The organism is uncultured Marivita sp., assembly GCF_947488135.1.
Classification (GTDB): Bacteria; Pseudomonadota; Alphaproteobacteria; order Rhodobacterales; family Rhodobacteraceae; genus Marivita.
The window spans coordinates 156515-171008 of the sequence record NZ_CANKYW010000002.1; the positions used below are offsets into that span (position 1 = coordinate 156515).

A 14494-nucleotide genomic window follows, 5' to 3' on the forward strand; every position below is an offset into this window, starting at 1 on the left:
CGTCGGCATCAGGCCTGACGCCGCGCCCGCATCGCGCGGCGGCGCGCCATGGCATCGGTACGTGCCTTTGCGCGATCTTGCGGTGTCGGTTGCGGGATCGCCGTGACAGTGGCGGGTTGTGCCGGACCCACCGTTCCGCCTCCGAGTTTGGCGACACGATCAGCCAGTGCCCCGAGCGTCGGGAACTGGAAGATGTCGGTGATGGAGAGCTTCGGAATATCCAGACGGTCGCGCAAGGCGCGGTGGGTTTGAACTGCCAGGAGCGAGTGACCTCCGAGCTCAAAGAAATTGTCGTCTGCCGCGACGGACGCAACGCCCAGAACTTCGGTCCAGATGGCACCGATCCGCGCGCGCAAGGCATCGTCCGCCGCGCCGGGCGTCTGCGTTGGTTCAGCCGCTTTTGCCTTTGCCCGGACCGAAGTGCCTGTTGGTGCCGGCAACGCCTTGCGATCAATCTTCTGGTTCGGCGTGACCGGGAACGCGTCGAGCGTGACAATGTGAGAGGGCACCATGTAGTCCGGTAGTTGTGCAGCCAGCGCAGCGCGCAGGTCTTTGGTGTCGACCTCGGACGCGGCGGTCACATAGGCCACGAGGCGCACATCGCCCGGTGTGTCTTCTCGGGCGACGACGACGGCATTGGTGATAGCGGTTTCCTTTTGCAGCACAGCTTCGATTTCGCCGAGTTCGATCCGAAATCCACGCAGCTTGATCTGCGTGTCGGCCCGGCCGAGGAAATCCAACCTGCCATCGGGGCGGCGGCGCACCAAGTCGCCTGTCCGATAGATGCGCCCGGACGCAAACGGGTTGGTCCTGAACCTGTCCTCGGTCATGTCGTCCCGCAGCCAGTATCCGCGCGTCACACCTGCGCCGCCAATCCAAAGCTCGCCCTCTTCGCCAATGCCGACCGGGTTCAACGCCTCATCGAGGACGTAAAGCTGCGTATTGGCGATGGGGCGGCCGATAGTGACCGTCGCGTCTTCGTCGCTGGCGGACGCGGACGAGGACCAGATTGTTGTTTCCGTTGGGCCGTACATATTGGTGATGGTTGCGTTGGTGGCTTTCTTCAGATCGGCCACGAGCGCGCCCGGAAGGGCCTCACCGCCAAGGAACAGATGCTTCAGCCCGGACAGACGCGCACGGGCGTCGTCGTCCATCGCGATCACGCGTGCCATCGACGGGGTGCATTGCATATGCGTGACGTTGTGCCGGGCCAGCATGGCGGCGATGGAGAAATCCGTGTCCTCGTGATCACGCGACGGTGCGGAACGGCGGACGACCTCGGCCAAAGGTTTGAGACCCTCGAGCACCTGATCGGTGTCGATACCGTAGTCGATGAGAAAGGCAATCTCGGACACGCCGATTGCCCTGAGCTGATCCACGCGGGCAAGCGCATCGTCGATCGTGCCGAAGAGGCCGCTGTCGTTGAAGTAGCGTTCGAAGGCGAAATCGAGGATGCCTTCGAGGTCTTCCTCGCTCAGGTCACCGAGGTTCAGTTCGAAGGGGTTCTTCACGCCCTCGGGCTTCTTGAAGGCCGGGAAGGCCCAAGCATATTGCTTGATCAGACCGGCGGCAGAGCGCAGGTAGTCTTTCATTGGTTCGCGCGCGATTTCGCGAGCGTGCTCGCGGGTGTCGGACAGGCACGTGTGGAGCATCAGGGTGACTGTAAAATCGTCCGGATCGTGCCCCGCGTCGCGCAAAGCATGGCGATAGAGGGTGATCTTTTCGGCAACCTCATCAATGGATTGGCCGAGCAGATGGGTCAACACGTTGGCACCATTGGCCCCGGCTTCGCGCCACGTGTCTGGATTGCCCGCCGTGGTCACCCAGATTGGCAATTCCTTTGACACGGGACGCGGTTGGGTAACCACCTCGTGCATCTGGCCATCCTTGCGCGGGAAGGCGACGGGTTCGCCGCGCCACAGCTTGCGCACTTGGTCGATGGCCTCGAACATGGCGGGCTTGTTGTCGGGCGGGGTGTTTTCCGGTCGCAGGACAAAGTCGTCAGGCTGCCAGCCGCTCGCAATGGCCAGACCGGCGCGACCATTGGTGAGATTGTCGATCACCGCCCATTCTTCGGCGATGCGTGCGGGATGGTGCAGCGGCGCGACACAGCTTCCGGCGCGGACGCCGATGTTCTTTGTCACCCCGGCAACCGCCGCGCCGGTGACGGACGGGTTTGGATAGGGCCCGCCGAAAGCATGGAAATGGCGTTCGGGCGTCCAGATGGCACAAAAGCCGTTCTCATCGGCAAATTTCGCGCCTTCGAGAAGCAGGCGGTACTTGTCCCGGCCAACACCGTCGTCATTGCCCCAGTAATAGATCGAGAAATCCATCCCATCGTCGCTCTTGCGGGACGGACCACCGGAGATGATCCCACGCTGGTTGCCGCTGGGCAGAACAACTTTGATACCGCGCGCCATGGTGTAGAACAGTTCGAGCACCGAGATATCGAAGCTGAGACTGGTGACGGCCAGCCATGCGGCATCGGTGCTGTCCGGGATCACGGCATCCATGCCGGCATAGAAATTCAGGACATTGCGATGTTCGACCATGACGCCTTTCGGCAGGCCCGTCGATCCGGAGGTGTAGATCACGTAAGCGAGGGAGTCGCCTGCGGCCACAGGTGCCGGATTGTCCACCGCAGCAGAGGCGAGGCGCGGGTCACGGTCGATGACCAGAAGCTTTGCTTTCGTATGCGGCAGGTCGTCCTTAAGCGTGCTTTCGGTGATCACCACGCGCGCGTCGCTGTCCGACAAGTAATGCGCGAGACGGTCTTTCGGATAGTCGGGGTCAAGCGGCAGATACGCGCCCCCTGCCTTGAGGATGCCCAGCGCGCCCGCGATCAGATCGGGGCCACGACGACAGTGCAGGCCGACCATTGTATCGGGCGCAACTCCCATCGCGCGCAGCGTATGCGCGATGCGGTTGGCGTGTTCGTTGAGCGTCGCGAAGGTGATTTCCGACGTCTCGAAAACCAGAGCGGTGGCATCCGGGGTGCGCGCGACTTGCGCTTCGAAGGCGGCATGCATGGTTTCGGGACCGTCCGGCGCAACGTCTGTCGTATTGAAGGTCCGCAGAACGTCCCGACGTTCGCCGGGCGGAAGCGGGTCCAACGCATTGGCGGGTTTGCCATCGGAGAGTTGGTCTGCGATCCAGCGCACGCGGCGGATCAGGATCTGCGCGAAATCAGGTGAGATGCGCCCTTCGTCCACATGCACGGTCGCCGTGGCGTCGGACAGATCGAAGGTGATCGCGGCGCCGGGGATGGGCCCTGCGTTCAAAGATAAACCGAGGGCCGGGGTGCCCAGCGGTGACAGAGCGGGATCACGCAGCGCGAGATCTATGGCGACGCCTGTGTCGGCTTGCGGGATGCCGTCGGACAATTGTGCAGCGGTCACCGGCACCCAAGGGCAGACAAGCCCTGTGCGCGCGGCGGTCGCAAGGTCCGGATGTGTCACCGCGAGAACGCATCCCGGCTGGTCCGACAGCCGTTGCATCAGGATTGCCAAAGCTGGCGCTAGGTGCTCGGGCGCGATTTGCGTTTGCTCTGACGTGACGGACGGCGCGCCCGATAGGGTGAACGGCAGCGTGAGCGGAATCGCACCCGCAAGCGCACGGCGCCAGTGTTTGTCCCGCTTGGCGACAGCACGCATTGTTTCGGTGATCCTGGCGCGCTCTGTTTCGGAAGGCGCTGTCAGGACGGCCCCGACAGACGTAACATCTGTCGGTTTGATGCTGACCCCGCTGGCATCGGTCAAATCCGACAGGCAAAGAGCGCCCTTGGCGAAGGCGACGGTCATGGATCGGTCATCGACACCGATCACCGTGCCGGGGGAAGCGTTGCTTTCGGTCAACCTCGCCTGCCCGATCATCAAGGTCCTTTCGCCAATCCGCAGTTTGGGCAGGCAAATCGGGTTCCAATAGGTGCCGTGGTCCAGAGCGCGGATCAGACGCAGGGCTGTCTCTGCCGGTTGGTCGAATCGCAAAAGACCGTTTGCGTCGGGCCGATCGGTCAGCGCGTGATAGCTGCGTTGTGCAGGATCCTGCGCGCGGCGGCCAGGCAGGGCGTTCGCCAATTCGGACAAAAGGTCGGGAAAGCTCGTCAACCCGGCCTCGTAACACTTGGTGTTCAGCGTGAGCGCGGTGTCTTCCGGCAAGATGTCGATGGCGCGCTGGACGAGGATATCGCCGGTATCGACGCCATCGTCGATCAGGTGCCATGTGATGCCATGCGTGGTTTCGTCGTCGATCAAAGCCCAGACCGGCGCATTCAGACCGGCGCGTTTCGGCAGGGGGCCGTCGTGGAAATTGACCGCCCCCTTGCGCCCAAGGGCCAGCACGTCGGGTGGCAGGATTTTCAGGTTGGCGATACTGAGCACCCAATCGCACGACACATTTCCAAGGCGCGCGGCAAGGTCGGGACCGTGGCGTTCCACGCGAATTTTGCGACCGCTCGCCCAGGTCGCAAGGTCGGCGTCGTCCGTCACGAGCGCGGTCAGGCGATGCCCTTCGGACAACAGCGTTTCCGCGCAATGCCGGGTCAGGCTTTCGTCGCCGATGATGATGCTGTCAAAATGGGTCATGGGTCAGTCCACGCTGGTCTGAAGTGTGGGGGTCGGACGCGGACCGATGGATCGGATCGACGCATCGGGCGTCGGTCGAAACAGCGCCTGTGCGTCGTGGGCGATAAGATCGCGGATAAAGCGGTTGGCGTCAGTGTTGGGCTTGCGTTCGATCAGACGGCGCAGACGCCACAGGGATGTCCCCAGAGCGTTGAGCGCCGTGGCGGCGATCGCATAGGTGCGCCCGAAATTCTTGCTGTAGTAATACCAGCGGCTTTCGTACCAATAGGGCGGCGTGCGTTTCCACGTGCCCATCCCGGTCGAGACCGAGCCAATGTGGCAGACCCGGCTTTCGCGGACGAAATGCACCTCGTGACCCGCGCGATGGGCGCGCAGGCAGAGGTCTGTTTCCTCGAAATACAGGAAGAAGGTTTCGTCAAAGAGGCCGATCTCGTTCAAGACGCTGACCCGCGCCAGCATGGAGGCCCCGACGATCCAACCCACGGGGCCTGACGCGTCGGGCACGTGGAGCGGCAGTACGTAGCGTCTCAATGCCCGCGTAACCGGGCCCATCCGGGCAGACGCCTCGAATTCGGAGGCCAGACCGGGGAAGCGGAACGCGCTGCAATGGTCGGCGCCGTCTTCTCCGTAGATCCAACTCCCGGCGATAGCGACCTTGGGATGGGTGTCGAGGTAGTCGACCAAAGCGCCGAGCGCATCTGGCTCGACCGTTGCATCGGGGTTGAGGATGTAGACGAATTCCGCGGTCGGGCAGATGTCCAACCCGGCGCGGATCCCGAAATTGTTGCCCGCGCCAAAGCCACCGTTGCGCCCGGATTGAAGAACATGGACGCCAATGTGATCCGGCCAGGTCGCTGCCTGCACGCCATCCTGCATCTGCTGAAACGAAGCGTCCGGCGAGTCGTTGTCGACGAGCACGATGACACCGCCGAAATCGCCCATCGCGGCCGCCGCCGACTGCGCCGCGAGAACCGACAGGTCGGGCGTTTTGTAGTTGAGGACGACAACGACGATATCCGTCATGATGGTTACTCCGCAGCCTCTGTGGCCTTGAACGTCAGGACTGTGCCCTTGCCGCCAATCGACGCCTCGGTCGTGGTGATGACAGTGCGCAGGTAGCTTGCCAGAACCCGGACATTGGGTTCGAGAACCATGCTGTCATGGTCGCCCGGAACTTCGAACACTTCTATCTGCGGCGTATACTGGCCCCAATCATTGTCGTCGAAAAGATACGCCCGTTCGTGGTTCACCAATCGGCGGTTCGACACCGTCCATGTGCCCACCAGCGGCGGACGGAAGAGGGCGATCCGGCCTTCCCAGGGCCGCATCTCGTAAGCGGCAACAGCATTGAGGAACGCCTGTTCGATTTCAGCGTTGTGAAAGCTATGCGCGGTACGAGTTTCGGTCGTGGCACGCCGCTTTTCGATTTCCCACCGGACGCGGTTGCGCAACCAGACAAACGGATAGGCGATGCCTTTGCGGCGGGTTTCCTGCCATTGGATCAGCAGCCTGTCCTTCCGGGACAGTGGTCGCCGCTGCGGCAAGGGCGTGTCGAGCAGAACGACCAGCGCGACTTCGTCCCCCATCGCGCGCAGTTGATGCGCAATTTCATAAGCGGTAATGCCGCCGCCGGAGAAACCTCCGACAAGGTAGGGGCCGGAGGGCTGAACCTGCTTCATCTCGGCAATGTAGTCGCGCGCAGCAGCGGCAATCGTGCTGTGCGGGTCTTCGTCGCCGTAAAGGCCCCTGGCCTGCAATCCGTAGAACGGCCGATCAGTTCCCAGAAGCTGTGCGAGATGGCGTAGATTGAGGACATTGCCGAACATGCCCGCGACGAGGAAAAATGGCGTTTTCGGCCCGCCTTCTCCGTCGTGCATCGCAACGATATGTTTAAAGCGACGTGTCTTGGGCTTGGGCTTTTTCTCGGACGTGGCAGGCGCGTCGGTAAGACCTGTGCGTTCCTGGATGAGCGACGCGCAAGCGCGGATTGTCGGTGCCTCGAACAGAACGGAGATCGGGAAATCGACATTGTAGGTTTTGCGGACCTTGGCAAACAATCGCACCGCGATCAGGGAATGCCCACCAAGATCGAAAAAGCTGTCCTCGACACCGACATTCTGAACGCCAAGCAGGTCCTCCCAAATACCGACAAGCGTGCGTTCCACTTCGGTTTCCGGAGCGACGTAATCCCCGTCAAGTTGCGGACGGTCGAATTTCTGTGACCCGGACCCGGTATCCGTGGTCATGCCCGCTTGTTCGATCAAAGCCTCCATATCGAGCGACGATATGAAGATCTGCGGCGCGTCGCCCGCCAAGGCGCGCCGGAAGGCGTCGGCTCCGTCTTTCGGCAGGATACCTTGCGACAGGTTGTGCTGGAATCGTTCCTCGGCGGGAGATAGCGGTTGCGTCGACTTGCTGAAATCGGCGGGTTCGAACTCGGCTTTGCTCACCTTGATCGGAGCCGCAAGCGTAGTCATGTCGGACAGGCGCTTGATGGAAAATCCTTCGATCTCCATGCAGATCGTGCCGTCAGGCAGGGCGAGCGTGATGTCGAAGGATGCCGTTTCGTCCGCGTTCCGGTTGCTTGATGCAGACCGCACCCAACTGACGATGCGGTCGGGCAAGCGGTGGTAGACACGCACGCTGTCATAAGACACCGGCACCCAGAGGCTTTCGGCGCGGTAGCCCTCGATCAGTTCCATCGCCCATCCCGTCGCGATATCGAGCAGGGCCGGGTGGAAATGCCAGCCTTCGTCGTCCTGCGCGGCGGAGCTAAGCGATAGGTCCGCGATGCCTTCGCCCTTTCCATACGCCATGCTGTCGAGAACCTTCCAGCGTGGTCCGAAGGTCAGATGCGGTTCCTGTGCCGCTTCCAACTTGGCGCCGGTGCTGGCCGTCCTCACGGAACCGCAGCGGGCGCGAATGGCCTTGATGTCGAGCGGTTTGGGCGGGGTTTCGGGGATAAGCGAAAGCTCGGCGGTAACGGTGGGGGCGAACCCCGCGCGACCGGCGATCTTGCAATCCCCCAGTACGTCGAGGTGATAGCCTTCGTCACGCCGCGCCAGGCGCAAGCGGATGTCGCGGCGGCCTGTTTCCGGCACGTGCAGCGGGCGCAGGAAGGTCATGTTGCGGATCGCAAAACTGTCGCTTTCGCCCTGCCCGCGCAGCGCTTGAGCCGCAAGGGTCAGGTAGCCCGCACCGGGGAACAGGGCATCGCCATGTTTGGTGCGGTGCTCGTCGATGAACCAGTCTTGCGTGGAGTAGCGGGCCTCGAACAAACGGTGGCCCGACGGATCGAAGCCGGTTTGGTGAAGCAGGGGAAGATCGACCTTTGTGAAAGAGGTCGCGTCGGCATTGCCGAGCCGGTCTGCCAGCGCGTCGGCGGCCATACCGACCTCGGACCAGATGCCCCAGTTGATCGCAATGACGCGGGTTGCACCGCCCTTCCGAGACAAGGCATAGGCATTGAGAAATTCATTGGCCGCAACGTAGTCGATCTGCCCGGTCGGCGCAGTCTGGGTCGAAGAGGACGAGAACAACACCATGAGGTCGATGGTGCCGTCCGGGAACAAGTGATCCAGAACCTTGGTGCCGTGGATCTTCGCCGAGAACACCTGCTCGACCGAGGCGGTGGACTTGGTGAGCAAGGGTGCATCGTCCATCACGCCAGCGGCATGGATCACTCCGTCGATGCGGCCGTCTCGCGCGATGGCGTCATCGACCACGGTCGTCATATCGGCAAGGTTGCACACGTCCGCAGCATAGGTGTGGACGGTTGCGCCCAGCGCTTCGAGGTCCTGAACCGCGCGAATACGGCGGGCGTGTTTGTCCTGTGGCGCGTGGCGTTGCAGATAACGCTCCCAAAGCTGACGGTCTGGCAAAGGATCGCGGGCAGTCAGGATCAAGGTGCATTTCTCGCGGGCCAGCTCGGACGCGATGGTCTGCCCGATCCCGCCGAAGCCGCCGGTGATCAGATAGGTTCCACCGGGTTTGATCACCGGCTTCGATGCGGTTTCAAGCGGCTCTTTCTTGAGCCGTTGTTCGTACCGCCGGTCCCCCCGCAGAGCGACAGTCGGGCAGGAGGCGTCGGCGATCATGTCTTCAATGACCTGATTGGTCAGCGTTTCCCACGCTTGATCGAAGTCGCCGGTCTTGCGGGCTGTTCCGAATATGCCACGAGCAGCTTTGACGGGCAGGACGAGATCGACCGAGGCTACGGCCATACCAGGCACTTCGCGCGGGATCACGCGGACCGGACCGGCGAGGATGGCCTTTTCCGGCGATACCAGCCGTTCATTTCCCACGGCGGCCGCGCCATTAGTGAACACGGTGATCTGCGTTGGCTTCGGCAGCGTGTCATCGGCGATGACCTGCGCGATGAACATCAGCGAATAGAACCCGTGCTCCTGCATCCGGTGAAAGAAGCTCGATCCGGGGCGGTGGCTCTGATCCTTGGTGATACCCCAGAAATGCGCGATGCGGCTGGGGACCAGACCCCGCGCCAGCATATCGCGGAACAGAAGGTCGTAACCTTCGCGGCCGCGCTCGGGGGCCAGCACATAGGTCTTATCGTCGATGCGGGCAAAGCTGTCGCCGGGCCAGACCTCGACAATGGTGTGGCCAACCGCACGCAGCCGCTTGGCTGCTGCCGAGGCAACCCCGGCATCATCCATGAACATCAGCCAGCTTTGCAGATCGGCCTTGTCCAGTTCGGTCCGCACATCCACGGGCGTCACGGCATAGTGCGGGCGCCAAGACGGGGTCCAGCCCCAGTTTTCGATCCCGTCGATCCGTGTCAGGAAGCTCGACACCGCTTGGGTTTGAGACTGGCCCGGTTCAATGAAATAGCGGCTGCGCTGGAACGCATATGTGGGCAAAGGCACCCGGTTGCGGCGCGCGTCGCCCCAGACCTGGCCCCAATCGAAATCGCCACCCAGCGCCCAGATCCGGCCCAGAACCTCGAACATATGACGGTCATCGGCGATGTCTTCTTCCGGGTGACGCAAGCTCGACAGAACCTGGTTGGCGCTGACGCCGTCGCACTGGCGCGCAAGAGCGGATAGCGCCTTGCCCGGCCCGACTTCAAGATAGATGCGGTTCGGTTTATCGGAAAGCGTCTCGATGCAATGCGCGAAATGCAAAGTGCCGCGCAGATGGGACACCCAGTAATCTGGGCTGGTCGCCTCTTCGTCGGTCAAGATCACACCGGTTCTGTTGGAGGTGATCGGGATGCGAGGCGCGTTCAGAGTGAGCGTTTCGAGATACCCGCGGAACCGCTCGAGGATCGGATCGAGCATGCGCGAATGTGCGGCGATGTTGATCGGAATACGCTGATGGTCGATCTGACGGCGGGTGAGTTCCTTTTCCAGTGTCATCAATGCGGCATCCGGGCCGGATGCGACGCTGAGACCGGGGCTGTTGATCGCGCCGAGGTCGAGTGCATCACCCAGAAGCGGCTTCAGGTCTTCTGCCGGCAGAGCGACCGAGATCATTCCGCCCTTATCCACCGTGTCGAAGAGCGTGCCGCGCAGGTGAACAAGGCCGATGCAGTCTTCGAACGACATCACACCCGCCACGCAGGCGGCCGTGTTTTCGCCCATGGAATGGCCCGCAAGCGCGGCAGGCTGGAGACCCCAGCTCATCCAGAGCTGCGCCAGCGCGTATTCCACGATCATGATCAGCGGCAGTTGCAGCGACGGTTTGCGCAGCACCTCGTCGGCCTGTGCTTCGTCGCCCGGCTCCGGCAGCCAAAGCGCGCGGATGTCACGGGACTCCAGCGTTTCCAGATGGGCCAAACCGCGGTCCATCCATTCGGCGAAGACGGGTTCGGTCTCGTAAAGGTCACGGGCCATCCCGGCATATTGCGCACCGCCGCCGGGAAACAGGAACGCGAAGTCGGGCTTGGACAGCGCCTCGTGCGTGTGCAGGCGACGGGGATCAGCCTGCTCCAATAACCGCGCGGCCTCGTCGTGGTCGGAGGCAACGACGATCCGGCGTTTTTCAAACGCGCGGCGGCCTTCCTTAAGCGTCCAGGCGACATCGGCCAGAGGTTGATCCGGGTTCGACCGCAGATGTGCGGCCAATTGCGCTGCGTTCGCGTCAAGCGCAGCCTTGGTCCGGCCCGACACGGTGAGAATCTGAAACGGCCAGTCGCTTGCTTCAGACGGTACTTGCGTCGGGGCCTCTTCAAGCACGACATGCGCGTTGGTCCCACCCACGCCCAGCGAATTCACCCCTGCCCGTCGCGGGTGATCGGACTTGGGCCATTCGGTCAAACGGTCATTGACACGGAACGGAGAGGTTTCGAAATCAATCGTCGGGTTGGGTTTTTCAAAGCCGAGGCTGGGCGGCATTTGACGATGGTGCAGCGCCATCGATGCCTTGATCAGGCTGGCGACCCCGGCGGCAGTATCCAGATGCCCGATGTTGGTTTTGACCGACCCGATGCGACAATGGCCGATCTTGTCGCTGGTCGCCGTGAAGGCCTGAGTCAGCGCGGCGACTTCGATAGGATCGCCGAGATAGGTGCCGGTGCCGTGGCATTCGACGTAATCGACACTGTCCGCCGTGATGCCGGCGACGGCGTGCGCTTCGGCAATCGCATCGGCTTGACCGTCCACCGACGGCGCAAGGTATCCCGCCTTGGCCGCGCCATCGTTGTTGACCGCGCTGCCCTTGATGACGGCCCAGATGTGATCGCCATCGGCCAGCGCATCGGACAGGCGACGCAGCACGACCACCCCGGCCCCCGAGCCGAACACGGTCCCCTGTGCGCGATGATCGAAGGCGTGGCACTGGCCATCCGGAGACAGAATCTCGTTTTCCTTGTAGAGGTAGCCCTGACCCTGTGGCAGCTCGATGGTGACACCGCCCGCAAGCGCCATGTCGCATTCGCCGTTGAGCAAGGATTGGCAAGCGAAATGCGTGGCGACCAGAGAGGTAGAGCACGCGGTCTGCACACTGACCGAGGGGCCATCGAGATCGAAGATGTGGCTGACGCGCGTGGTCAGGAAATCCTTGTCATTGCCGGTATGGCGCAAAAGAAACATGCCCGTGCCGTCGACCAGGTCGGGATTTGAACACAGGTTGAAATAGAAATAGCTGCCCATGCCGCAGCCGCCGAACACGCCGATCCGTCCATCGTGGCGCTCCGGCATATGGCCCGCGTTCTCAAGCGCCTCCCACGCGCATTCGAGAAATTGGCGATGCTGCGGATCCATGATCGCGGCATCTTTGGGAGACAGACCAAAAAACTCGGCATCGAAATGATCGAAACGGTCCAGCCGGGCGGCGTAGGGCACATAGTCACGGTGACGCAACAGGCCCGGCGGCACACCTGCCTCGGTCAGTTCATCCTCACTCAAACGGTGAATCGACGACACACCGTCCCGCAAGTTGCGCCAATAGTGCGCCAGCGATGCCGCGCCCGGCAGATGGGCGGACATGCCGACGATGGCGATGTCCCCATCCGCACCCGATAAAGGCGCGGTTGTTTCATCCGTCATAGTCTTACCCTAGTCCCTAGGTGGAACCAGTATCGCATAATTATGATCAAACTTGGGCATCGCGCTTGGTCGCAGGGCAGGGTTTTGACCCAAGGTAAATTCGACCCTAAAGCGCCGCGAGCTCTGCCAACGCCTCGGCATTAAGCCAGAGCGCGATTGCGATGATGGCCAAGCCAACAATGCCGTAGACCGCGTCATGTTTTGGATCCCACGCCCCGACGCGGCGGGCCATCCACACCACGAAGGGATACGCCGCTACCCCGGCCAGACCCTGACCGATGAGCGCGCCAAAAAGGCCGCCCCACGCCAGACCCGCGAACAGAAAGCCAACGGTCAAAACGGCGCGGGCGGCCGACAGGACGAAAAATCGTCGTGAATCCCCGGCGGCAAGGGCAGCTTGTTCATAGGTCAGGACGATGATTTGCGGAATTTGCATCGCTGCGATCAGAACCACCACGGCCCCGGCCATGGCGTAGCGCGGATCGTAAAGCAGGTCGATCAGGACCACGCCCATAACCGACACCATCCCTGTGAGTAGGACAATCGCCGCCGTCAGCAGGAATCGCATTTTCTGCAACTTGCGAAAATTCTCGACACTCTCACTGGGCGGGCGTTCCCGGTAGACCGGGATCAGCACCTTGCGCGTCATGACACCGCCCATCAACAGCGGAAAACTCGCAAGGAAGAAACCGATATTGTAGATGCCGAACTGGTCCAGCGGCAGGTATTTTCCCAGCAGCAGCTTGTCCGACTGCATGTAGAGAAACCCGCAGATCGTGCTGAGGAAAATCCACTTGCCAAAGCTGATCAATTCATCCGCCGCCGCACGCTCCCAATGGAAGCGGTTTCGCTGGCCCGGCAAGAAAACCATGTAGAGCGCCAGCAGGATGACCGATGCCGCGACACCGCTGATCACCAGTGCCCAGACCGATTGCAGATACCAGGCAAGACCGACGGCGATCGCGATGCCAGAGATCTGCGAGAGAAGGTCCAGGGCGGTGATACGCCCCAATAAAAGATGCCGGTTCGCCGTGTCGATCCGGGTCGGATTGAATCCCGCGATCAAAAGGCTGATCCCGGCGCAGGGCAGTATCCACGCCAATAACGGCTCTTCGTAAAGGGCGGCGACGGGAATGGCGATGACACAGGCGACAGCCCACAGAAGACCGCCGCGGATCACCTGAATGGTCCAGGCCGTGTCCAGAAACCTCTGATCGTCGCCGCGTTTTGACTGCATGATGGCGGGACTTACCCCGACGTCGGAAAACATCGCGAGGCCCTGCATGATCACTGCCACAAGTGCCATCATGCCGAACGCCTCGGGGAACAGAAGCCGGGTCAAAAGCAGGTTCGAGAGAAGGCGCAGCGCCTGTCCCAGTCCGTAGCCGCCGAGCGTGAAAACCGAACTGCGCATGAACCGCGCGTTCAGGGAGCCTCCACGAAACCGTGCCGCCAAGCCATCCATCACCGACCACGACTCCAATCCTTCGATGCGTTGCCGGTCAGTCGGACGGCCAGAGCAACGCCGGAATAGACGGCAAATCCGATTGGGTCTTTTAAAGCCAGCTTCGCTTTCTCTGAAAGAGGAAAGGCGGGTTTGTCATCATTCTGCACAAGGTCGGGATAGCGCTTTGCGATTTCGTCCACACCGATATTCTGTCGCCTGCGCACGCGCACGAGATTGCGCCATCCCTCGACAAGCGGCCACGAATACGTCGCCTTGACACCCACGCGCTCCTCAGGACGAAAATTCAGTCGGACGAACGTGTCGTCCGAGATGATCTCGGGAAACGGCCCCCAACGCATGCGCCCTGCGGCGTTCACTGCGAACAATCCGGCACCGGGTACGCCGTGTTTCATGAAGGGCACTTTGGCGTAAATTCGAGCGTAGGCCCGGGTCGTCCAGGAGTGCGGTGTCACGAGCCGGAGAGTGCCGCTGGCGTAACGCGGCTCGCACGTGTTCAGAGCGCGGTAAAGTTCCGCGAACAGCGATTTGGATACTTCGACATCCGCATCGAGGTAGACACGGATAGCAGCCCGGGCGATACGGTCTCCGGCATTGAGCGCGCCAAGCTTGCCGCCCTCCTTGCGATCGAGGACGCGCAGATCCCATCCTTTGGCGTCAAACGCCTTTCGATGCTCCAGGGCCCTTTCGGTGGTTCGGTCGCGACTGCCGTTCGACACAACGACCACCTCAACGGATTCCGATGCGTCCCATTCACTTTGCAGCACTGCTTTCAGACAGTGCCCAATCAACGCCTCCTCATTCGAAGCTGGGATCAAAACGCTGAGAACGGGCAAAGCTTTATTTGTATGACCGCAAGTGTCTGGCGGCATGGAGGCAATATCCAAAATGTCAAAAGGCCTGCGATATACAGGCACAAATTGCATAAGATCATGTCAAAT

Annotated in this window: 5 protein-coding genes; all 5 read right to left on the bottom strand. The window is 61.8% G+C overall.

Features of this window, described 5'->3' with window-relative positions:
• Positions 1-8: 8 nt before the first annotated feature.
• Entirely contained in the window at positions 9-4583 is a 4575-nt protein-coding gene (locus Q1B16_RS07985) for a MupA/Atu3671 family FMN-dependent luciferase-like monooxygenase (protein ID WP_299786391.1), read from the bottom strand.
• Positions 4584-4586: 3 nt separating this feature from the next.
• On the bottom strand, positions 4587-5606 hold the full coding sequence (locus Q1B16_RS07990; RefSeq protein WP_299786393.1) for a glycosyltransferase family 2 protein: 1020 nt from the start codon (positions 5604-5606) through the stop codon (positions 4587-4589).
• 5 nt (positions 5607-5611) lie between these two features.
• Positions 5612-12088, bottom strand: a complete 6477-nt coding sequence (locus Q1B16_RS07995; RefSeq protein ID WP_299786395.1) for a type I polyketide synthase — start codon at positions 12086-12088, stop codon at positions 5612-5614.
• A 106-nt stretch (positions 12089-12194) separates the two neighbouring features.
• Positions 12195-13553 (bottom strand): oligosaccharide flippase family protein, encoded by a 1359-nt coding sequence (locus Q1B16_RS08000; RefSeq protein WP_299787834.1) that lies wholly within the window; start codon positions 13551-13553, stop codon positions 12195-12197.
• Positions 13553-14425 (bottom strand): glycosyltransferase, encoded by an 873-nt coding sequence (locus tag Q1B16_RS08005; protein ID WP_299786397.1) that lies wholly within the window; start codon positions 14423-14425, stop codon positions 13553-13555. The genes Q1B16_RS08000 and Q1B16_RS08005 overlap by 1 nt, the downstream gene beginning before the upstream one ends.
• Between the last annotated feature and the right edge of the window lie 69 nt (positions 14426-14494).

Excerpts from the sequence above, each read along its gene's own strand:
- Q1B16_RS08000 (WP_299787834.1), bottom strand. The coding sequence starts at position 13,553 with ATGGATGGCTTGGCGGCACGGTTTCGTGGAGGCTCCCTGAACGCGCGG.
- Q1B16_RS07990 (WP_299786393.1), bottom strand. The coding sequence starts at position 5,606 with ATGACGGATATCGTCGTTGTCGTCCTCAACTACAAAACGCCCGACCTG.
- Q1B16_RS07995 (WP_299786395.1), bottom strand. The coding sequence starts at position 12,088 with ATGACGGATGAAACAACCGCGCCTTTATCGGGTGCGGATGGGGACATC.
- Q1B16_RS07985 (WP_299786391.1), bottom strand. The coding sequence starts at position 4,583 with ATGACCCATTTTGACAGCATCATCATCGGCGACGAAAGCCTGACCCGG.
- Q1B16_RS08005 (WP_299786397.1), bottom strand. The coding sequence starts at position 14,425 with ATGCCGCCAGACACTTGCGGTCATACAAATAAAGCTTTGCCCGTTCTC.